This window comes from Bacillus methanolicus (assembly GCF_028888695.1).
Classification (GTDB): Bacteria; Bacillota; Bacilli; order Bacillales; family Cytobacillaceae; genus Bacillus_Z; species Bacillus_Z methanolicus_B.
In genome coordinates, this window is record NZ_PNFF01000001.1 from 1,682,286 (window position 1) to 1,703,480 (window position 21,195).

The 21,195-nt window shown below is 40.0% G+C and carries 21 protein-coding genes; 2 read left to right on the forward strand and 19 right to left on the reverse strand.

The features are described from left to right. Positions 1 to 261, reverse strand: coding sequence for a hypothetical protein (locus C0966_RS08415; protein ID WP_274854865.1), 261 nt, complete (start codon positions 259 to 261; stop codon positions 1 to 3). A 159-nt stretch (positions 262 to 420) separates the two neighbouring features. Further along, positions 421 to 1,419, reverse strand: coding sequence for a DUF2515 domain-containing protein (locus C0966_RS08420; protein ID WP_274854866.1), 999 nt, complete (start codon positions 1,417 to 1,419; stop codon positions 421 to 423). Between the two features lie 119 nt (positions 1,420 to 1,538). On the opposite strand from C0966_RS08420, the gene recU reads away from it, so the two are divergent. Next, the gene (gene recU / locus C0966_RS08425; RefSeq protein ID WP_274854867.1) at positions 1,539 to 2,144 is read left to right on the forward strand and encodes a Holliday junction resolvase RecU; all 606 of its coding nucleotides are present in this window, start codon (positions 1,539 to 1,541) and stop codon (positions 2,142 to 2,144) included. Between the two features lie 44 nt (positions 2,145 to 2,188). Then, complete coding sequence (locus C0966_RS08430; RefSeq protein ID WP_274854868.1) at positions 2,189 to 5,011, forward strand: PBP1A family penicillin-binding protein; 2,823 nt, start codon at positions 2,189 to 2,191, stop codon at positions 5,009 to 5,011. A 27-nt stretch (positions 5,012 to 5,038) separates the two neighbouring features. Here C0966_RS08430 and C0966_RS08435 read toward each other — a convergent pair whose 3' ends face one another. From C0966_RS08435 to dapB, 17 genes are all read right to left on the reverse strand, one after another. Then, entirely contained in the window at positions 5,039 to 5,548 is a 510-nt protein-coding gene (locus C0966_RS08435; RefSeq protein WP_274855746.1) for a YpoC family protein, read from the reverse strand. 5 nt (positions 5,549 to 5,553) lie between these two features. Then, the gene (gene nth / locus C0966_RS08440) at positions 5,554 to 6,210 is read right to left on the reverse strand and encodes an endonuclease III (protein WP_274854870.1); all 657 of its coding nucleotides are present in this window, start codon (positions 6,208 to 6,210) and stop codon (positions 5,554 to 5,556) included. Positions 6,211 to 6,264: 54 nt separating this feature from the next. Beyond that, the gene (locus tag C0966_RS08445) at positions 6,265 to 6,969 is read right to left on the reverse strand and encodes a DnaD domain-containing protein (RefSeq protein WP_274854871.1); all 705 of its coding nucleotides are present in this window, start codon (positions 6,967 to 6,969) and stop codon (positions 6,265 to 6,267) included. A 172-nt stretch (positions 6,970 to 7,141) separates the two neighbouring features. Beyond that, the gene (asnS, locus tag C0966_RS08450; protein ID WP_274854873.1) at positions 7,142 to 8,437 is read right to left on the reverse strand and encodes an asparagine--tRNA ligase; all 1,296 of its coding nucleotides are present in this window, start codon (positions 8,435 to 8,437) and stop codon (positions 7,142 to 7,144) included. 164 nt (positions 8,438 to 8,601) lie between these two features. Further along, complete coding sequence (locus C0966_RS08455; protein ID WP_274855747.1) at positions 8,602 to 9,786, reverse strand: pyridoxal phosphate-dependent aminotransferase; 1,185 nt, start codon at positions 9,784 to 9,786, stop codon at positions 8,602 to 8,604. A 24-nt stretch (positions 9,787 to 9,810) separates the two neighbouring features. Then, the gene (locus C0966_RS08460; protein WP_274854874.1) at positions 9,811 to 10,284 is read right to left on the reverse strand and encodes a DUF5590 domain-containing protein; all 474 of its coding nucleotides are present in this window, start codon (positions 10,282 to 10,284) and stop codon (positions 9,811 to 9,813) included. A gap of 13 nt (positions 10,285 to 10,297) precedes the next feature. Continuing rightward, positions 10,298 to 10,468 carry a YpmA family protein gene (locus tag C0966_RS08465; RefSeq protein ID WP_274854875.1) on the reverse strand — a complete coding sequence of 57 codons (171 nt, stop codon included), beginning with the start codon at positions 10,466 to 10,468 and terminating at the stop codon, positions 10,298 to 10,300. 217 nt (positions 10,469 to 10,685) lie between these two features. Continuing rightward, positions 10,686 to 13,496 carry an ATP-dependent DNA helicase DinG gene (gene dinG / locus C0966_RS08470; RefSeq protein WP_274854876.1) on the reverse strand — a complete coding sequence of 937 codons (2,811 nt, stop codon included), beginning with the start codon at positions 13,494 to 13,496 and terminating at the stop codon, positions 10,686 to 10,688. A 129-nt stretch (positions 13,497 to 13,625) separates the two neighbouring features. Then, a complete protein-coding gene (gene panD / locus C0966_RS08475; protein ID WP_274854877.1) occupies positions 13,626 to 14,009 on the reverse strand; it encodes an aspartate 1-decarboxylase in 384 nt (127 codons plus the stop codon). Positions 14,010 to 14,021: 12 nt separating this feature from the next. Continuing rightward, positions 14,022 to 14,873 carry a pantoate--beta-alanine ligase gene (panC, locus tag C0966_RS08480; protein ID WP_274854878.1) on the reverse strand — a complete coding sequence of 284 codons (852 nt, stop codon included), beginning with the start codon at positions 14,871 to 14,873 and terminating at the stop codon, positions 14,022 to 14,024. Next, a complete protein-coding gene (gene panB / locus C0966_RS08485; protein WP_274854880.1) occupies positions 14,873 to 15,706 on the reverse strand; it encodes a 3-methyl-2-oxobutanoate hydroxymethyltransferase in 834 nt (277 codons plus the stop codon). The genes panC and panB overlap by 1 nt, the downstream gene beginning before the upstream one ends. 224 nt (positions 15,707 to 15,930) lie before the next feature. Further along, positions 15,931 to 16,923, reverse strand: a complete 993-nt coding sequence (locus C0966_RS08490; RefSeq protein WP_274854882.1) for a biotin--[acetyl-CoA-carboxylase] ligase — start codon at positions 16,921 to 16,923, stop codon at positions 15,931 to 15,933. Then, positions 16,908 to 18,104: a CCA tRNA nucleotidyltransferase gene (locus C0966_RS08495; RefSeq protein ID WP_274854884.1), complete on the reverse strand. Its 1,197-nt coding sequence runs from the start codon at positions 18,102 to 18,104 to the stop codon at positions 16,908 to 16,910. Before C0966_RS08495 ends, C0966_RS08490 begins: the two co-directional genes overlap by 16 nt. Then, positions 18,088 to 19,242, reverse strand: coding sequence for an N-acetyl-alpha-D-glucosaminyl L-malate synthase BshA (gene bshA, locus C0966_RS08500; protein ID WP_274854886.1), 1,155 nt, complete (start codon positions 19,240 to 19,242; stop codon positions 18,088 to 18,090). Before bshA ends, C0966_RS08495 begins: the two co-directional genes overlap by 17 nt. Further along, positions 19,239 to 19,955, reverse strand: a complete 717-nt coding sequence (bshB1, locus tag C0966_RS08505) for a bacillithiol biosynthesis deacetylase BshB1 (RefSeq protein ID WP_274855748.1) — start codon at positions 19,953 to 19,955, stop codon at positions 19,239 to 19,241. The genes bshA and bshB1 overlap by 4 nt, the downstream gene beginning before the upstream one ends. A 1-nt stretch (position 19,956) precedes the next feature. Next, entirely contained in the window at positions 19,957 to 20,364 is a 408-nt protein-coding gene (gene mgsA / locus C0966_RS08510; protein WP_274854889.1) for a methylglyoxal synthase, read from the reverse strand. A gap of 15 nt (positions 20,365 to 20,379) precedes the next feature. Further along, positions 20,380 to 21,180, reverse strand: coding sequence for a 4-hydroxy-tetrahydrodipicolinate reductase (gene dapB / locus C0966_RS08515; RefSeq protein ID WP_274854890.1), 801 nt, complete (start codon positions 21,178 to 21,180; stop codon positions 20,380 to 20,382). Positions 21,181 to 21,195 lie beyond the last annotated feature (15 nt).

Here is a 21,195-nt window from a genome sequence, read left to right on the forward strand (position 1 = left end):
TTAATATCCCAGTTCAAGTATTCCGCCTGAAGCTTTCACGGCCGGACTTTTTTGCTCCATAATTTCAAACATATCGACCTCTGTTTCCATAGCAAAAAGTTTTTCCTCGCAAACGGATAGTCTTTTTAGATGTTCCTCCTGAATATCTCGTTTATATTCTTTTATCGAGGTATGAAGAACAGTATCTAATTCCTCAAGTTGGTCATATATTTCGCTTAATTTCAATAACAGCTCTCTTTTTTGATCATTCGGCTCCTTCATGATCATTACCTCCTTCGGTTTCTTAACTACCTAATTCGCTCTTGTATTTGTTCTTCCTCCACCATTGACAAAACTAGAATTAATTCGGCAAAGAAAGTGCAAATTTTTTTATCTTTGACCTTTTTTTCGACACAAATTAAAATAAAAAACACGCTTCTTTCACTTACTATTGAAAAAATAATTTTTTAAAGCAATGAGACAGTGAAGCTGTTTTTGTTTTTTCAAATACCAATCGGTGATTAGAATTGGATGGCGATGGTGAATATGGGGATGAAGCCATTTCTTTTTGAACTGACCTTTTTGAAACCAATCACTGAACCCATCCAACTGGTTGCCGATGACCGGAAATGCTTCCCGCAATATTGGCGTATCTCTTTCCTTTTCTTGAATAAAGTACTGCTCGTAATCATATCTTGAACCTGTATGCGGAGTATCTTTAGCGAACTGAAAAAATAACGGAAATAATTCAGGAGAAAACAAAATATCCGATAGCCTCTTTCCAAGGTCAATTCTTTTGCTGACATTGCGAAAACCATTCACACTCGCGCCATAAAGCTGGCCGCTGCAAGTCGGAAACAGGACGGAATTAAAGTGAAGCCAATCTTGAAAAAAAAACAGAAAAGAATGAAACACCAACCGTTTATAAACGGGATGCTCGATCACGGGTTTTTGGATCACATTCTGTTCATTAATAATAAGAGCAATCATTAATCTATTTTTATTTCTTTCTTTCCAAAATGTTGTCCATTCATTTTCCATGAACGCAGAGATTTGAAAATAACCCCGCAAATGAAACATTGGACGATTTATTTTCGTCGAATAATGGTAGAGCAAAAGCTGGGGAAAAGCATCCTTAAAGATTAGCCAATTTGCACGTTCATATGTTAAAAAGAGCTCATTCCTAACTTGTTTGCTCAAAATATTCGGAAGCCATTTCCCTTCCAAGTCACACATATTCCAGCCGGCATTTCTGGAAACCATGCTCGCTAAAAATGCCCATTTAATTTCGGGATGATTCAAGAAAAATTTAAAGTATGCATTTGTTCTGGATATGTTATCTATATTATTTTTATTCGTTTCAATCGTAATCAGCCTTATAAGATCCTGATCGCTTATTGTACGTCCGGAATTCATTTGATATAAGCTATTTTCTGTCATCAGCCTCTCCTTATGGCAAAAACATATGCTATGTTTAGTCTGTGGAGGATTTATGTTTTTATTCAACCATAGGGTGTGAAGATTTGTTATGATAGGTAGTAGTTTGTGAGGTGGCTTACATGAATTTTCACTATCCGAATGGAAAACGTTATATTCCGAAACAGACCGAAAACATAAAAAAAGGAAAAAATGTAACCTACAGCAACCGGGGAATGACTCTCGAAGAGGACTTAAATGAAACGAATAAATATTATTTAAATCATAACATTGCCGTTATCCACAAGAAGCCTACTCCTGTGCAAATTGTTCATGTTGATTACCCGCAAAGAAGTGCGGCAGTGATTAAGGAGGCATATTTTAGGCAGCCGTCTACGACCGATTACAATGGTGTTTATAAAGGGAAATATATTGATTTTGAAGCAAAAGAAACCCGTTATAAGACTTCCTTTCCTTTAAAAAATTTTCATGAACATCAAATTCACCATATGAAAAATGTTTTAAACCATGGCGGTATTTGTTTTGTTATTCTCAGGTTTTCATCCACTGATGAAGTATTTTTTCTTAAAGCAGAACATCTTCTTGAGTTTTGGGAAAGGATGACAAATGGAGGAAGAAAGTCGATCACGAAGGATGAGATAGAAAAGTTCGGGCACTATGTACCTATTGGATTTCGCCCCCGAATTGACTATATTAAAATAATAGATTATGTTTATAATCTTACTTGAATTTTTCAACAATCCTGAATGAACTTAGAAAGGAAGGATTTAATATGGCAGAAAAATACCAGACAAGGGAGGAGCGCCGTAGACAGCACCTTGCAGCCAAGAAAAAAAATAAAGGCAAGAAGAGCCCTTCTGGAACCTTTAAAAAAATTTTTCTGGCTTTAATTGTCCTTGGTATTATCGGAATGTTGTCAGGTGTAGCAACCTTTGCTTATATGATTAAAGATGCACCGAAGCTGAATGAAAAGCTGCTAAAGGACCCTATTTCTTCAAAGATCTATGATATGGATAAAAAACTTATCGCCGAAGTCGGTTCGGAAAAAAGGGATTATGTTGAATACGAAGACATTCCAAAACTTGTAGAAAATGCAGTTTTAGCAACAGAAGACGTCCGTTTTTATAAGCATCACGGAGTTGATCTGATCCGATTAGCAGGCGCAGTTGTCGCCAATATCAAGGATGGGTTTGGATCCGAAGGTGCCAGTACGATTACACAGCAGGTCGTAAAGAATTCATTCTTAACTTTTGACAAAACATTAAAGCGGAAGGCCCAAGAAGCATGGCTTGCCTTCCAGCTCGAACGAAAATATACAAAACAAGAAATATTTGAAATGTATGTCAACAAAATTTATATGTCCGAGAACGTTCATGGTATCGCTACTGCCGCGAAGGTTTACTTTGGCAAAGACCTTAAAGATTTAGAGCTGCATGAAGCTGCATTGCTCGCGGGAATGCCGCAAAGTCCTAATAACTATAATCCTTTTGAACATCCGGACAAAGCGAAAAAACGACGCAACATCGTTCTTTCACTCATGCATCAGCACGGATTTATTTCGAAAGAAGAGATGGAAAAAGCTCAAAAAATCCCTGTTGAATCAACACTTGTAAAAGAAGAAAAACGGAAAAAAACTGATAAGCCATACGATGCGTTTGTCGACGCTGTCATTGATGAAGTTGAAAAATACGGCGATTTTGATATTTTTTCCGACGGATTGCACATCTATACGACACTTGATCAAGATGCACAGACATATGTTGAAGAAATGCTGAATTCAAATGAAATTGTTCAGTTCCCTGATGATGAGTTCCAGGCAGGTATCGCGCTCTTAGATACAAAAACTGGTGAAATCAGGGCAATTGGCGGCGGTCGCAATCAGAAAGTAAAACGAGGATTTAACTACGCGATTGATACAAGACGCCAGCCGGGCTCAACCATTAAGCCAATACTCGACTATGGTCCTGCGATTGAATATTTGAAATGGGGCACGTACCATACGTTAGTTGATGAACCTTATACGTACTCAGATCCGGAACGCACACCTATTAACAACTGGGATCACAGACATATGGGACCGATGACAATGCGTGAAGCTTTAGCCCGCTCCCGAAATGTTCCTGCCCTGAAAGCATTGCAGGAAGTTGGGTTGGAAAAAGCGAAGGATTTTGCAAATCGATTAGGAATTCCTTTGAAAGAAATTTATGAATCCTATGCGATTGGCGGTCTTGGGAACAAGGATAAAGGCGTTTCTCCTTTGCAAATGGCCGGTGCATACAGTGCATTCGGAAACAACGGTTTCTATACGGAGCCACATGCAATTAGAGCAATCGAATTTCGGGACGGAACAAAAATTGATACAGCACCTGAACCTAAAGTAGTCATGAATGACTATACCGCTTTTATGATTACAGACATGCTGAAGAGCGTTGTGAAGGATTCTTACGGAACAGGAACACGCGCAAATATTCCAGGATTGCCTGTTGCCGGAAAAACCGGTACAACAAACTATTCTCAAGCAGACAGAGAAAAATATGGCATTCCTGACGGGGCGGTTCCAGATTCCTGGTTTGTCGGTTATACGACCAAATATACTGCAGCTGTCTGGACAGGATATAAAGATCAAATGGAGAACTATATACCGGCAGGCGAAAATCAAAAGATTGCCCAATACTTGTTTAAGAACTTAATGGAGCACGTTTCAAGCAATATCGAAACGCCGGATTTTGAAATGCCAAACAGTGTAGAACAAGTAAGGATTGAAAAAGGTACCTTTCCTGCTAAACTGGCAAGTGAATATACGCCTGAAGACCAAGTACTTTACGAATATGCTGTGAAAGGCCATGCGCCAAGCCAAGTTTCCGAGAAGTTTTATAAGCTTGCACCACCTGGAAATGTCCAAGCAATGTATGATGAATCAACAAATGAAATAGCCCTGTCTTGGGATTATGACACTGAGGGTGGCAACGAAGGTGTACAATTTGAAGTAAATGTATCGATCAATGAAGGACCTGTGCAGCAATTAACGGTTACTGGAGAAAAAGGTCTCCGCATCTCTAACCCGATACCGGGGGGCATTTATAAATTTAGTGTCATTGCCGTGAAGGGAGATCAGCGGAGCGATCCGGGAAGTGCAACCGTTCAGATTCCTGATCCATCCAATCTCGAAGAAGACAGCGAAAATGTCGATAACGATAACGGAGACCAAGGAGAAAATTCTGGAAATAATGAAACCGAACAGCCGGGTTCCGAAAACAACCAAGGAGGCAATGGCTCCGGAGATGATAATGCCGGAGACGAAACCGGAGAAGGTAATCCCGGCGGCAATCCCACTGACGGTGCCGGTGGCAATGGTGATGAAGGCGCCGGCGGCAATCCCGCTGACGATGCCGGCGGCAATGGTGATGAAGGCACCGGCGGCAATCCCGCTGACGGCACCGGTAATGGAGCCGGCAGCACCGGCGGCAATCCCGCTGACGGCACTGGAAGCAATGGTGCTGGAAGCGTTGGCAGTTCAGGAGGAACCGGCTCCAACGGGTCCGGTTCAACTGGAAATACCGGCCAATCCACAGGGGGATTTTCAAGAAAAAGGTAAATATTATCTATCAAAAAAGTTCGAGCACTACGCTCGAACTTTTTTGATAGCCATATGTTTCACAAAATGTTTTTCTTGTTCATCCATTAGTTCTGATAGCTGTTTGAACGAATGATAAAGTCCGGGCCGGTTCATGATGAACTGCAGCCTTTCATCCACATTAATGGGTTTGACTATTAACTTTTCGAAACTCATCCCGTTAAGCTTAACAGGAACATGATTGCTCCAATATACAGCCTCAAGGAATAAACCAGTTCCCTTTTTCATCGGCTGTAAAGCTCCTCTGCTGTCTCTTTTTTCGTAAAACTCAAACAGATTTTGCTTTACTTTCTTCCATTCGTTAAAAATAACGGGAACACATTGTTCAGCATCTTCCCAAGGCTTTATCGCATCGATTCCCGAAAAATAAGCTGCTTCATAAATAAATGGAATTTCAGGATTCAGCTGATTGGCGTACTCTCCCTTCCACATCACTTTCTCGATCGGAAAAAAGAAAGGGCTCGTTAATTCAGACGGAATCTTAATTTCTTTTTCCATGCTGTTCACGATTGATCCTTCCTTTTCATTCTTTTCTTTCCTTCCCTGCACAAATCGAGAAGCGGACAAACTTCGCATTGTGGATTTTGTGCTTTGCAATGGTATCTGCCGAAAAAGATCATTCGATGGTGGGTAATCGACCATTCTTCTTTTGGAACTTTTTTCATTAAAGTCTTTTCAACTTCCAAAACAGAATCTTTCCACCGGCAAATGCCCAGCCGCTTACTCACTCGTTCCACATGGGTATCAACAGCAATGGCAGGCACTCCAAAAGCTACGGAAACAACAACATTGGCCGTTTTTCTTCCTACTCCGGGAAGCTTAGTCAACTCATCTCGATCCGTGGGTACCTTTCCCCCATATTCATCGATAAGCATTCTGCAAAGCTTTTGAATATTTTTTGCCTTGTTTCTGTACAACCCGATCGAACGAATATCATTTTGAAGTTCTTCTATAGGAACATTTAAATAATCTTCAGGCGACTTATACTTTTTAAAAAGATTTTTCGTCACCTTATTTACTAAAGCGTCAGTACATTGTGCTGATAGAAGAACAGCTATAAGTAATTCAAATGGATTGCTATGATTCAGCTCACCGTGTGCATTTGGGAACATTTCCGCCATTTTATCCAAACAAAATCGTATTTGACTGTTGTTTAACATTGATTCTCACCTAACAAAAAGAATTAGAAAAAAATCTTCCCGCAAACATTTCTCCTATTGTTCAAGCCAATTATAAAACGGGATGGTTTTCGTTTTTTCCGTCTGTTCCTTCTGCTGTTCCATTCTCTGTGACTGAAATTGCCTGAACTTTCTGCCATAGCTTTTTGCCTGCTCAATCGTTTTAATTCCGTTTCTCTTCCATTCAAATAAGATTCGATCAATATATCGAAAGTTTAACTTCCCGGAAATAACTGCTTCTCTGAGAGCAGCTTTAATAATAACCGGATCATGATGATCATCATCCAGCCACATATTCAACGTTTCAATTTCAAATGGAGACAGCGGCCGGCCAAATTCCCTTTCAAAAATTGTATATAAGTCTGTTTCTTCCTGATGCTGAATTTCTAGTTTTTGTTTTTTTTGTTCTATTAAAAACTGCTCAATGAGTTTATCCCAAAGAGGCTGCAATGAATATTTTTCAAAACGGATTCCATCCTCGGAATACCCGTCAATAATTAAAATAAAGCCTTTTTGTATTAATTTTCGAAGCATGTCGGTACATTCAACCGCGGAAATGGTCATGCGGGCTGATAGTTCATCAGGTGTAGGAAATTCATTCCCTTTTTCTAAAAAAGAAATGACGTGCAGCAAGAATGTTAATTCTTGCTCGTTTAAGTTCATTTTTTTATAATGACTTAACAAAGCGGCTGGTATCGTTATACTGCCTTCTTTAACCCAAGCTAATAAATTTTCTTTCATCGATGACACCTCTCTTTCAGTATAACATGGACAAACCGTGCAAGTAAGTGAACCAACTTGTGGGAACTGATTATCTTAAAAGAAAGATTCTTTCATTCGTTCCGTCCGGCAAAAACTTAGCAGTAATGCAAGAAAGCCCGCAGCCAGGCGGACTTTCTATTTTTTTCTACTATTATGGATATAAACGATTTAACAAACGAGGGAAAGGGATCGTTTCGCGTACGTGTTCAACTCCACTGATCCATGCAACCGTTCTTTCAAGACCGAGACCAAATCCGGAATGCGGCACCGAACCATATTTGCGCAGCTCGAGATACCATTTGTAAGCAGCCGGATCCAGCTTATGCTCCTCAATTCTTTGCTTTAACAAATCATAATCGTGGATACGTTCTGATCCTCCTATAATCTCGCCGTATCCTTCCGGTGCAATCAAGTCGGCACAAAGCACGACATCATCCCGATTTGGATCAGGCTGCATGTAAAAAGGCTTCAACGAAGTTGGATAATGGGTAATAAACACTGGTTTGTCAAAGCTTTCAGCAATCGCTGTTTCATGCGGTGCACCGAAATCATCGCCCCATTGGATATCATCAAAGCCTTTGTCGTGCAATAATTTAATGGCTTGATCATATGTGATTCTCGGGAAAGGAGCATTAATATTTTCAAGCTTGCTTGTGTCACGACCGAGCGTTTTTAATTCAAGCTTACAATTTTCCAAAACAGATTGGACAATATGGGAAACATATTCTTCTTGAACTTTCAAATTGTCTTCAAACTCGTAAAAAGCCATTTCCGGTTCAATCATCCAGAATTCAATTAAATGCCGGCGGGTTTTTGATTTTTCCGCACGGAATGTCGGTCCGAAAGAGAAAACCTTTCCGAGTGCCATCGCTGCTGCTTCCATATAAAGCTGCCCGCTTTGAGAAAGGTAAGCATCTTCATCAAAATATTTTGTAGCAAACAGTTCTGTCGTACCTTCAGGTGCACTTCCCGTTAAAATCGGCGGGTCTACTTTCACAAACCCATTGTTATTGAAAAATTCATATGTTGCCCTGATGATTTCATTGCGGATTTTCATAATAGCATGCTGGCGTCTTGAACGAAGCCAAAGATGGCGGTTATCCATCAAAAATTCTGTGCCATGTTCTTTCGGAGTGATCGGATAATCAACAGCCTGATGAATCACTTCAACGTTTTTGACAAGCAGTTCATAACCAAAAGGTGAACGTTCATCTTTTTGAACAACACCTGTAACATACATGGATGATTCCTGAGTAATCGATTTCGCTGTTTGAAATACATCCTCAGGCACTTCGCTCTTTACAACGACTCCTTGAATAAAACCTGTACCGTCACGAAGTTGAAGAAAGGCGATTTTTCCGCTTGATCTTTTATTAGCAAGCCAAGCACCAATTGTTACTTCATTGCCAACAAATTTATGAACTTCTGAAATTGTTGTTTTAGTCACGATTATGTTCCCTCCAAAAAGATGAAAAAACTCTTCTCAATGTACCGAATTTTATTATAACGTTCGCCTTATTAAGAAGCAACATAAAACAGGGCCCTCAATATTGCCATGAGAGCCCTGACAAAACTGCCGGCTATAAGTATAGATTGTTTGTGTTTATTGTGTTATTTCATTTTGCTTTCAACAAATTGCTTCATTCTTTCAACAGCCTGTTCAAGCAACTCAAGAGAAGTTGCATACGATAACCGAATGTTATCAGGAGCTCCGAAGCCTGAACCGGGAATAACAGCTACTTTTGCCTTTTCTAATAAGGCTGCTGCAAATTCATCTGTATTCTCATATCCGGTTAGTTCGGCTGCTTTTTTTACATTTGGAAATAAATAAAAAGCACCTTGTGGTTTAATACAAGTAAATCCGGGAATTTGGATGAGCTTATCATAAATAACGTTTAAACGCTCCTCAAATGCTTTTCGCATCTCTTCTACCGTTTCCTCAGATCCGGAATATGCAGCGATGGCTCCGTATTGCGCCGTAGTTGTCGGATTTGAAGTACTGTGGCTTGCAAGATTGGTCATCGCGGTAATGATCTCTTTATTTCCTGCTGCAAATCCTATTCTCCATCCTGTCATCGAATGTGATTTCGCTAAACCGTTAATCATAATGGTTTGTTCTTTTAACTCCGGTGACAACTGGGCAATCGAAATATGTTTATTGTTTCCATAAACAAGCTTTTCATAAATTTCGTCGGAAATAATTAAAATGTTATGTTCAAGACATACTTTTCCTAATTCACGCAATTCGTCTTCCGTATACACCATACCGGTTGGGTTGCTTGGTGAATTGATGACAACTGCCTTTGTGCGGCCGGAAATCGCTTGTTCCAATTGGGAAGGTGTAATCTTAAATTCATTTTCTTCCGAACCTTCAACGAAAACCGGAACCCCGCCGGCTAATTTCACTTGCTCCGGATAGCTGACCCAGTAAGGAGTCGGAATAATGATTTCGTCTCCCTCATCAAGAATGACTTGAAATAGCGTGTACAGTGCATGCTTTCCCCCAACGGTGACAATGATTTCGCTTGCATCATAGTCAATCCCCTGGTCGCGTTTGATTTTTTCTGCAATTGCTTTTCTTAATGCTGGCAAACCTGCCGAAGGAGTATATTTTGTATGGCCTTCATTCATTGACTTTGCTGCTGCATCAATAATATATTGTGGAGTGTTAAAATCAGGTTCCCCTGCTCCAAGTCCAATAATATCGTGGCCTTGTGCTCTTAATTCTTTTGCCTTTGCAGTAATTGCAAGCGTTGAGGAAGGTGTCAGCGCTTTTACTCTTTGTGCTAGTTTAATCTCCATGCTATTTCCTCCTAAAATTTATAAATTTTCAATTTTTGTTAGCCATTCTCCTGTTTCAAAATCTACATAGTAATAATTTATTAAATTATTATCTGAAAGATAATAGATTTCCCACGAAGGCCTGTTTTTTAACATTCCGAGACGTACTTCCAATATTTCTTTAGGATTTTTTTCCTCTTTTAGTTTCCTGATTGCATCTTTTTTTGAAATGCCGTCCTTTTCTTTCTTGACGGTAACTTTTTGATCTTTTTCAGAAATCCAAACGATCATGTTTTCACCATTGCTGTCTTTACCCCATATAACATAATATGGTTCAAGCCCATTATATAAGGAAAAATCTCTTACACTTTTCAAATCAGTTTCTTCTTTAGCAATCTTGACCGCTTTTTCTTCGGCGGCCTTAACCGGCTTGAAAGCATTTAAATAAACAGTTATAAAAAATCCTATAATAATGAGGACAGCAATTGAGCTGATATAAATCAACTTTTTCATTTAAATCACTTCTTTATGTACGATAGATTGTAAATACGGCTGTATTTTGATCATCTTTATCAAGCGCCAAGCCGAACATTAAATTTTCCCTCTTAAGCGTCCTGTTTAATGTATCAACTATTTTATACAATTCCGGACTGCTTTGGACTTTAACTGTTGATAATATTTCAATTTTACTTTCCATTCCGGGATTCCTCCTAAAAGCACTGCAAAATTTATTACTTAAATCGTTCCAACAGAAAGGAAACAGTGAAATTACTTCACAGCTAGCTCTCAAAACCAATTATAACAGGAAGAAACCGTTAATGATAACAATTCATTCATGTTTTAAAAAAAATTATTCTAGTACTCATGGGTCTGACACCCTTGCCTGAAGGAAGGGGTCTGACCCCACCAAATGATCAAAGCCAGCTGTGAATGAAGTGAACTAACTCATCGATATTGCTTTTCTTGACAGGTATTTTTGGAATTGAATTTAAGAATGTTTTTCCATATCTTGTTGTAATGATTCTTTTGTCAAAGACGACAATAATTCCCCGGTCCTGTTCAGATCGTATCAGCCTGCCAAACCCCTGTTTAAAGCGGATCACTGCTTCCGGCAAGGAATAGTCGGAAAATGGATTGCCGCCATTCTTTTTTATCGCTTCGCATTTTGCTTGAATGATCGGTTCATCAGGCGGAGAAAAAGGCAGCCTTACAATAATCAGGCATGACAAGTCTTCTCCGGGAATATCAACGCCTTCCCAAAAACTGTTCGTACCAAACAGGATCGCTTTGTCAAATCGCTGAAAATTTCGTGTAAGCCTTGTTCTGCTTCCGCCTGAGATCCCTTGGGCAATTAAAACATAGTCTTCTAAAAACCCGCTTTCCTTCATCAGTTCATACGTTTTTTTCAGCATATCATAAGCTGTAAACAATATAAGCATTCTTCCTTTAGTTGCTTCCGCAATGGAAATGATATGCTCAGCAATCGAAGCGGTATATTCTTCCGCGGAGACCGCATTTATTTCGGGAAGATCTTCAGGTATAACGAGTTGAACTTGTTCAGAATAACGAAACGGCGAAGCAATTGTTTCCACATAATAATCATAATTTTCAAGACCAAGCTCTCTTACGATAAATTTAAATGAGTTATTTACGGTTAACGTTGCAGATGTAAGGACTACACTCTTTTTAACATCGAAAAACTGCTGCTTCAAATAAGAAGAAACATGAATAGGCTGAGCATAAACAGCAGTAGCATTTTGAAATGCTCTTACGTCCGTCTCAATCCATATAACATGCTCCGGCTGCTGGATAATAAACAGGTGCTTAACGGCATCTTTGACTTCCTTCAAATCTTCCAGAAAAGAAGCCATATCTTCAAGCATCCCTTTTTGTTTCCCGGATAGCTCATCTTTCAATTGTTTGATGACATTTAACCGTTTTTCAAAAAGGCAAATCAGGTCATTTAATAAAAATAAAATTCGCTCCGAAACGGCTTGTAAAGCGTTCCATTCCTTCCCGGACTCATCGTTTGTTAACCGGTATTTTATTTTGTTAAAGGACAAGCTTTTATCCTTTGTTTTTTTTCCTGCATAAAAACTGATTGTTTTAAATAACTCATCCAATTCAAACGACAAATCCGATATCGTTTGGTTGACTTCAAACGTATGAACAATATCGCTGGAAGTCCAATTAAGGTCATTCAACAGCTGTTCGAACTTATAAAACAGTTGTTTCTGCTCATAAGTACCAAGCCTGCCCAGCAGATGCCTGATTGCCAAATAATCAAGCGAAATGCCAAACTGTTTGCCTGCAGATTTTTCAAACTGATGGCCTTCATCAATAATCGCATAATGATATTCAGGAAGAATCGATTGTTCTGACACTGCATCAGAAAGGAGAAGAGCGTGATTGGTAATGATGAGATCAGCTGATTGCGCTTCATTTCTTGCTCTTAAATAATAGTCATGAGAAAGCCATGCCTTCCCTTGAAGAAATGAAGTCTCATCATTCTTAATTTGATTCCAAAAAAGTCTGCCTCCGCTTGACAAGTTCAGCTCTTCATAGTCGCCTGTTTCCGTTTCTAGCAGCCATATGAGGATTTGCATTTTTGTTAAGCACGTATCGTAATTATCGTCCTCTTCTTTTAAAGAGAGCTCAAATTTATAAAGGCTGATATAGTGATTTCTTCCTTTTAAAAGAACAGTTTTTACCGGAAAGCTGAACATCTTATTTAATAGGGGGATGTCCCGTGTTAAAAGCTGTTCTTGAAGCTGGATTGTATATGTGCTGATCACAACAGGCTCATTTTTCAGCCTTGAAAAAATGGCGGCCGGAATAAGATAGGCGAGTGATTTTCCAACTCCTGTACCTGCCTCAATTAATGAATGCTGCTGATTTAATAAAGAACGGTAAACAGTATCCATCATTTGAAACTGCCCGGTTCGTTTTTCAAATACATGAAACGCTTTTTGAAAAAGGGCTTCTTTACTTTCAATATCAAAAGGATACTCAATATGAGATGAATTTGAAACATCCTTCGGAAAATTCTTTTTCTTTTTTAAGGCAATACCGCGAAAGATTTCAATGGATTCAGGCAAAATTTCAATTGTTCGTTCCTTATTCAAAATCATATCTCCGAGCAGCATATGTAAATCACTCTTAAGCCCATCAGAAAGCTTATAAAGCTGACGCATTGTGCATAAAGGTATTTTTTGAAGCTTGTCAAGTAAAATTAACAGAAGCTCCGCTGTCACGTATGCATCACTGTCAGCTTGATGGGGACGGTCATGAGATAATTTCTCCCTTACAGCTAAATCAGATAGTTTATAGCTGTCGGCAGTAGGCAACAGAATTCTGGCTAGTTCAACCGTATCCAGCACAGGGCCGAAAAATCCTTCATATCCCGCATTAATAAGTTCTTCCTGAAGAAACGACAAATCAAAGAGAACGTTATGTGCAACAAAATAAGCGTCATCAAGAATGGTTAATATTTTGGGAGCAATTTCCGAAAAAAGCGGAGCATCCTTAACCATTTCATCGCTGATTCCTGTAAGCTCTTCGATAAAAGGCGGAATCTCTTGTTCAGGATTTACATAAGACGAGTATTGTTCAATAATTTTTCCATTCTCGATTACAACCGCCGCAAACTGAATGATCCTGTCTCCTCTTTTAGGAGCATTGCCGGTTGTCTCCAAATCAATAACTGCGAATTTATGTTGATTCATTATGAAACACCTCAAATATTCAATCAAAGCAACGGTACCATAAAACAGAAAAAAGTAAAAGATCACTTGCACCGTCTATTGTTTTTTCACCCAAAGATCAAGAAGAAAACCCCCTGAAATAAAAGGGGGTTAGAGAATTGTTTTTTCCGGTTCAGCGTGGAGCAGTTCGACAATTTTATTGTTTTCATCCATAATGGCCACTTTCGGTTTATGCGTTTTTACTTTCTCTTCAGGAACCATTACATAGGAAATAATAATGACAACATCGCCTTCCTGAACTAGACGGGCAGCTGCCCCGTTCAAACAAACAACTCCGCTTCCTCTTTTTCCGGGAATAATATATGTTTCAAAGCGGGCTCCGTTGTTATTGTTGACAATTTGCACTTTTTCGTTTGGAACCATGCCGACAGCATCCAGAATATCTTCATCTATTGTAATGCTGCCAACATAATTTAGATTTGCCTCTGTTACTCTGGCACGATGGATTTTTGCATTCATCATGGTGCGAAACATTTCTTCTTCCTCCTATTCATTCACTGTAACGATAATATTATCGATTAAACGTGCCCGGGAAAACTTAACAGCTAGAGCAATAATAATTTTCCCCTGAATCTTTGATACTGGCTTTAATTCCGGATATGAGTAGATTTCAATATAGTCAATAATTCCAGATGTTTGGCCGGAAATATGCTGAGCCATCGAAGAGATAATTCTCTCCGGATCTCTGACTCCTTCATTGATCATATGTTCCGCCAATTTTAAACTTTCATATAAAGCCGGAGCCTGTTTCCTTTCTTCCGGAAGCAAGTTGACGTTTCTTGAGCTTTTTGCCAAGCCGTCCGCTTCCCGAACGGTTTCAACAGGCACTAACTTAATCGGGAAATGAAAATCATGAATTAATCCGTCTACAACAGCAACCTGCTGCGCATCTTTCATACCGAAGTAAGCACGGTCAGGCATTACAATGTTAAACAGCTTTGAAAGCACTGTAGCAACCCCATCGAAATGGCCCGGACGCGATCTTCCGCAAAGAACCTCCGTACGGTCTTGGACAATGACTTTAACAGATGGAGTGCTTGGATACATTTCGTCCACATCCGGGTAAAAAAAGTAGTCGACTCCGGATTCTTCTGCGACCTTCTTATCACGCTCAAAATCTCTCGGATATGCATCAAGATCTTCAGATGGTCCAAATTGGAGCGGATTCACGAACACACTCAAAACAACGATATCATTCTCTTGTCTTGCTCTCTTTAACAAAGACATATGTCCTTCATGCAAATACCCCATCGTTGGAACAAAGCCGATTGATTTTTGATTATTTCTTTCTCTAATGATTTGTTTTTGCATTTCGGCAATTTTCGTTATAACTTTCATCATTTTCCTCCATAAAGTGCTGCCAGCTCTTCGTCTTTCATTGAAAAACTGTGCTTGTCCTCAGGGAACGCGCCTAATTTTACTTCAGCAACGTACGCGCTGAGGCCTGACTGCACAAGTTCATTTACATTCACATATTGTTTTACGAATTTCGGCACCTTCTCTACGCCGTAAGTTAACACATCATGATATACAAGAACTTGACCGTCGCAATCCGGTCCTGCCCCAATTCCTATGGTAGGGATGGTAAGCAAGCTTGAAATTTCTTCTGCCAACTGTTTCGGAACACATTCCAAAACGAGCGCAAACGCACCTGCCTCTTCTACCTTTTTGGCATCCTTAATTAATTTTCGGGCAGCTTCCGCACTTTTTCCTTGAACTTTGTAACCGCCGAGTACACCGACAGATTGTGGTGTCAGCCCGAGGTGGGCGACAACCGGAATACCGGCTCCTGTCAGCGCTTTTATCTTTTCCGTAACGTCATCGGCACCTTCAAGTTTGACTGCATGGGCTCCCGTTGCTTGTATCAGCCTTGCACCATTTATAAGTGTATCACGGACAGACAAATGATAACTCATAAACGGCATATCAACGACGATAAACGTATTCGGTGCTCCTCTTTTTACGGCTTTGGCGTGATGGATCATATCCTCTAGTGTAACAGGAACGGTAGATTCGTATCCGAGTACAACCATTCCTAAAGAGTCACCAACCAGAATCATATCTACCCCGGCTTTTTCGGCTTGTTTCGCAGAAGGGTAGTCATAAGCCGTCAGCACGACAATTTTTTCATTTGCAGTTTTCATTTTAATAAAATCAGTTGTTTGCTTCATCTATTCTCCTCCTCATTTTTGGAAAAGAGGCGATAAAACAATACAAAAAGGATCCTTTTTAGGCAGAAGGATCCCGTTGCAAACAAATCAGTTATTGTTTCATCCCTCTGTCCCGGTCCTTAACGGATCTAGGCAGAAATATGTTTTTGAAAAAATAGAAAAGGTGCAGTTCTTGTCGAGATACTGCCCAGTGTGATTATAACAAAATAGCGCCTCAGCGGCTATTATAATATTTTTCCGGTTAAATCGATATCAGCAGAGAATACATGATGAACTGTGCCGTTATCATCTTCAATCATTAAAACGCCGTCATCGGTAATCCCTAAAGCTCGTCCGGAAATATTGCCGGATAATGTTCTGGCAATTATCTTTTTGCCAATGCTGACCGCGTAGCTTTCCCATAAAAGCTTGATCGGATAAAATCCTTTTTCCAAATAAAGCAAATATAGTTTTTCAATGTTGGAAAGTACTGCTCTTATGATCGCAGGCCTTGAAATGTACCCGCCTTTTTCAATTGATAGGGAAGTAGCGGTTGAGCGAATATATTCCGGAAAATCGCTAGCCTTTTGATTTACATTCATGCCAATGCCGATAATGATCGTTTTGACTCTGTCTGCTTCTGCTTGCAGCTCTGTCAGAATTCCGGTTACTTTTTTGCCGTTTATTAAAATATCATTCGGCCATTTAATTTTCGGCGATAAAGCAGTTATTTCCTCAATTGCTTGAACAACCGCAACAGCTGTCAATAACGTAAGCTGCGGCGCTTTAGTAGGCAAAATATTTGGCCTCAAGATTACGCTCATCCATATTCCGGTGTATTTTGGTGAATACCATTTCCGGTCCATTCTTCCCCGCCCTGACAACTGTTCTTCAGCGAGAACGACTGTTCCTTCGGGTGCTCCATCATAGGCAAGCCGATGTGCAATTTTCTGGGTGGAATCGACGCTTTCTTCGTAATGGATTTGCTGGCCAAGAAAATCAGTCTTTAATCCAAGCCTGATCTCGTCAGGTGTTATATTTTCAGGAGTTTTAATAATCCGGTAACCTTTTCTTCTGACCGCTTCAAGAATAAATCCCTCTTTCCTGAGATCTTCGATATGCTTCCAAACTGCTGTCCTCGAACAGCCAATTAAATCTGCTAAATACTGGCCGGATAAAAATTCTCCATCTGCACGTGTAAAGGCATCAAGCAGTTTCTTTCTCAATTCTGATTGCACTTGATTACCCACTCCTTTATCTTTTCTTTCTGATTAAGAAGCTCCCCGTTAAGCACTGCATCTTCCATTTTTTGAAATAGCTCTTTTACCCATGGCCCTCCTTTTCGATCGAGCCACTTCATAAGCTCACTGCCCGTGGCTTGCAGCTCGGATCTGTCTTTAATAGGAAGCCTGTCATACACTCCAATCCATTTTTCCGCTGAAGAAGTATCATTTCCGGTTATTACATTCAGCAAATTTTCTGTATGGAAAATAACTTCTTTCTTCGCTTCGAAAAGCTCTCTGTTCGTCCATTCTGTATCCAGCCTGGCACATACATAATGAACAATTTTCTGTATCATTTTTATTTTCTTTACAGGGAGCTTCCATTTTCTTAGGAATTCTTCGATCAATCGGTTTTTCAATCCGAGCCTGTATATTAACAGCACCCACATTTCCAAAGCGGAAAGACGATCAAACGGATCTTGAAGCATTTTCTCTAAATCGTTCCGACAATTTTCAAGTCCCGGAAGATATAGAAACAACTCCGTTTCGATTATTAACTGTAAAGCCTCTCTTCTATTTTCACCTTTTAGCAGTTTCTCAAACTCTACAGCTTTTCTTTCAACGGCAATTTCTTTTAATAGATGATTATTTTCTTTCAGAGCCCTTTTCGTTGAATCTTCGAGGGTGAATGACAGCTGGCTGACAAAACGGATCGCTCTCATCATTCGTAAAGCATCCTCGCTGAATCTTTCATGCGGGATGCCGACCGTTTTAATCCGTTTTTCGCGAATATCCTTTTGACCGTCAAAAGGATCAATTAATTTTCCATCCTTGTCCATTGCAATTGCATTCATTGTAAAATCGCGCCGCTTCAAATCTTCATTTAATGACCGAATGAACGTAACACCTGCAGGCCTTCTAAAATCCTCATATTTATCTTCCATTCGAAAAGTTGTTACTTCATACGGTGTTCCATTAAAAATAACAAGTATTGTTCCATGCTCAATTCCTACATCAACGGTTTTCGGGAAGATCATTTTTACTTCGTCCGGTGTCGCCGATGTTGCAATATCCACATCTTCGATCGGCTTTTCGAGGAGATAATCTCTGACACACCCTCCGACAAAATATGCCTCAAAACCGGCATTCTCAATTTTTTCAAGAACAGGCTTTGCTTTCTCAAATACGGGAATCATCATTTTCACCTGTATTCAGTAGTTTATAATAGATCTCTTCATAATAAGAGACTGCCAGTTCTGCATTGAATTTCTGTTTTACCGTTTCAATTGAATGATCTGAAAACCTCTTGTGCAGGTCAGAGTTTGTCAAAATTTGCATCGATTTTTCAAAATAGTCATCAATGTTTCCAAGTTCACAAATAAATCCCGTATAACCGTCTTTAATGACTTCAGGAATGCCTCCGACATTCGTTCCGATACAAGGAACCCCGCAGGCCATAGCTTCAAGAGCAACAAGCCCAAAGCTTTCCTTCGTAGATAAAAGCAGCTTCAGATCGCTTATCGAATAAAGTTCTTGAAGGTTTTCCTGTTTGCCTAGAAAATGGACCTTGTCATTTAATCCGAGATCCTTCACCAGCTTGCTTACAACTGTCATTTCAGGCCCGTCGCCGACAAGGAGCAGCTTCGCAGGCAATTTTTCCGCAACTCTGGCAAATGTTTTTACAACATCAGGAACGCGCTTTACCGACCTGAAATTAGAAACATGAATCAATACTTTTTCATTTGGCTGAATACCGTATTCCATCCGTAAATGGTTCGAATCAACCTTTTGATATACCCGTTCGTCTACAAAGTTATAAACGGTTTCAATCTTTTTATTCGGCTTTAATAATTCATATGTTTGTTCCTTTAACGCATGGGATACGGCTGTAACAGCATCCGATTTTTCGATTCCAAACTTAATCGCATCCGCTAAAGAAGGATCATATCCTAGAACAGTAATATCTGTTCCATGGAGTGTCGTTACAATTTTTAATTCTTTTTCGCACATTTGTTTCGCTAAAATCGCACAGACCGCATGGGGAATCGCATAATGAACATGAAGCAAATCTAATTGTTCCCAATTAACGACTTCCGCCATTTTGCTTGCAAGGGCTATATCATATGGCGGATATTGGAATACCGAGTATTGATTTACTTCCACTTGATGAAAATAAATATTGTGGTACATTTTTTTCAGGCGAAAAGGAAGCCCGGATGAGATAAAATGGATCTCATGTCCGCGCTCCGCCAAAAGCTTGCCTAATTCTGTTGCAACCACACCTGATCCCCCGACAGTTGGATAGCAAGTAATCCCAATTTTTAGTTTTCTCATTTTTTATCCCCTATTAAATCATAATTTATAAGAAAAGGCTTTGCAGTTTTGAACCCTTCGGCAAAAGCTACCCCTGCCTCTTTGCCAAACATTCTTTCTCTAGCTTCAACCGCTTCAATATATCCGTTTACAAGCGGAGTCTCAAAGCTTTCTTTGCTTTTTACAAATTGGCTTTCGTACGCTTTAAGTGCTGCAATTTTTTTGTCGATAAAAGCAGAAATATCGATAACAAAGTCAGGAACATGAAACCCGTTGATCATATAGAAATAAATATTGTCCACTTTATGGGGTTTAGGAACTCCATTCGTTTCAAACTTTTTAATTCCTGCAGAAAAAACCGCCTCTTTAACAAGGCGGGCGCAATTACCATGGTCGGGGTGGCGGTCTTCAAAATAAGGGGCAAATACAATTTTCGGGCGATAGCGGCGGATGACATCCGCCACTTTCGCTATGTATGCTTCATTGAGAAAAAGCCCTCGGTCCGGGATATCTAATGTTTCTCTCACACTTGTACCAAGAATTTCAGCTGCCCTGTTCGCTTCGGTCTGTCGGATTTCAACCGTTCCATTGGAAGACAGTTCAGCTTTTGTTAAATCACATATTCCAATTTTGTACCCTTTTCTTGCATATTTTGCAATCGTACCTCCCATCCCGATTTCCACATCATCTGCATGGGCTCCAAATGCCAGTATATCCAATTGTTGCAATTCCATTCTATTCACTGTTTTCCCTCACTATCTTTCGCCACTCTAAATCTCCGCGTTCAAGCCCTTTGATCAGTATTTCAGCTGTTCCCATATTCGTGGCAAGCGGGATAGAATAGACATCGCAAAGGCGGACTAACGCAGACACATCCGGTTCATGAGGTTGTGCGGTTAATGGATCGCGAAAAAAGAAAATCATGTCCATTTTATTTTTTGCAATCATAGCACCAATTTCTTGATCCCCGCCAAGCGGGCCAGACTGGAAGCGTTCAATTGAAAGCCCGGTAGCTTCGTGAATTCTTAGCCCTGTTGTTCCGGTAGCGAATAAATTGTGCTTGGAAAAAATATGTTGATACGCGGTAACAAAACTGACTAGATCATCCTTCTTTTTATCATGCGCAATTAATGCGATATTCACCATCCCACCCCATCTCTATTCAATAATATTTTCTAATCCGTAAACAAACGTATCAATTTTTACAACCGTTTCAACGGCAAGCTTTACGCCGGACATGAAAGATGCCCGGTTATACGAATCGTGGCGGATCGTCAATGTTTGCCCGTCAGATCCAAACATCACCTGCTGATGGGCAATTAATCCAGGCAAACGAACAGAATGAATATGCATTCCTTCATAATCCGCGCCCCTTGCACCGCTGATCGTTTCTTTTTCATTTGGATGACCTTGCTTCTTTGCTTCTCTCACTTCGGCAATCATCTCAGCTGTTTTGACAGCTGTTCCAGACGGTGCATCCAATTTTTGATCATGATGCAGTTCAATGATTTCAATATCTTGAAAATACTTGGCTGCCATTTGTGAAAACTTCATCATTAATACAGCCCCAACCGCAAAATTTGGCGCTATTATGCAGCCAAGTTTCTTTTCCTCGCAAATTTCTTCAAGTTCTTTTAATTGATCTTTCGTAAAACCTGTCGTTCCAACTACAGGCCGCACCCCGTATTCGAGAGCCGTTTTTGTATGATAGTAGCCTACTTCAGGAGTCGTCAAATCGATTAAGACATCTGCGCCGGTCTCCTGAAGACATTTTTCAATATTTGTATACACAGGGGCATCAAATCCTTGAAAACCCTCCAATTCCGAGAGATTTTTTCCTTCATTTTTATTGTCCAACACTCCTGCCAACTCGAAATTTTCTGTTCTCCCGACAAGATGGACTGCTTCCCTCCCCATTCGTCCGCGCGGGCCTGCCACAACAATTTTTACAGTTTCCATTTTTCCACTTCTCCT

What these genes read in the sequence shown, in the direction of transcription:
- C0966_RS08430 (WP_274854868.1), top strand. Translation starts at nt 2,189, where the DNA reads ATGGCAGAAAAATACCAGACAAGGGAGGAGCGCCGTAGACAGCACCTT.
- C0966_RS08495 (WP_274854884.1), bottom strand. Translation starts at nt 18,104, where the DNA reads ATGATTCCCGTATTTGAGAAAGCAAAGCCTGTTCTTGAAAAAATTGAG.
- dapB (WP_274854890.1), bottom strand. Translation starts at nt 21,180, where the DNA reads ATGGAAACTGTAAAAATTGTTGTGGCAGGCCCGCGCGGACGAATGGGG.
- C0966_RS08420 (WP_274854866.1), bottom strand. Translation starts at nt 1,419, where the DNA reads ATGACAGAAAATAGCTTATATCAAATGAATTCCGGACGTACAATAAGC.
- C0966_RS08460 (WP_274854874.1), bottom strand. Translation starts at nt 10,284, where the DNA reads ATGAAAAAGTTGATTTATATCAGCTCAATTGCTGTCCTCATTATTATA.
- recU (WP_274854867.1), top strand. Translation starts at nt 1,539, where the DNA reads ATGAATTTTCACTATCCGAATGGAAAACGTTATATTCCGAAACAGACC.
- C0966_RS08445 (WP_274854871.1), bottom strand. Translation starts at nt 6,969, where the DNA reads ATGAAAGAAAATTTATTAGCTTGGGTTAAAGAAGGCAGTATAACGATA.
- panD (WP_274854877.1), bottom strand. Translation starts at nt 14,009, where the DNA reads ATGTTTCGCACCATGATGAATGCAAAAATCCATCGTGCCAGAGTAACA.
- C0966_RS08415 (WP_274854865.1), bottom strand. Translation starts at nt 261, where the DNA reads ATGAAGGAGCCGAATGATCAAAAAAGAGAGCTGTTATTGAAATTAAGC.
- bshB1 (WP_274855748.1), bottom strand. Translation starts at nt 19,955, where the DNA reads ATGGAATTGCAACAATTGGATATACTGGCATTTGGAGCCCATGCAGAT.
- C0966_RS08465 (WP_274854875.1), bottom strand. Translation starts at nt 10,468, where the DNA reads ATGGAAAGTAAAATTGAAATATTATCAACAGTTAAAGTCCAAAGCAGT.
- panB (WP_274854880.1), bottom strand. Translation starts at nt 15,706, where the DNA reads ATGAAGCAAACAACTGATTTTATTAAAATGAAAACTGCAAATGAAAAA.
- bshA (WP_274854886.1), bottom strand. Translation starts at nt 19,242, where the DNA reads ATGAGAAAACTAAAAATTGGGATTACTTGCTATCCAACTGTCGGGGGA.
- C0966_RS08435 (WP_274855746.1), bottom strand. Translation starts at nt 5,548, where the DNA reads ATGGAAAAAGAAATTAAGATTCCGTCTGAATTAACGAGCCCTTTCTTT.
- dinG (WP_274854876.1), bottom strand. Translation starts at nt 13,496, where the DNA reads ATGAATCAACATAAATTCGCAGTTATTGATTTGGAGACAACCGGCAAT.
- nth (WP_274854870.1), bottom strand. Translation starts at nt 6,210, where the DNA reads ATGTTAAACAACAGTCAAATACGATTTTGTTTGGATAAAATGGCGGAA.
- panC (WP_274854878.1), bottom strand. Translation starts at nt 14,873, where the DNA reads ATGAAAGTTATAACGAAAATTGCCGAAATGCAAAAACAAATCATTAGA.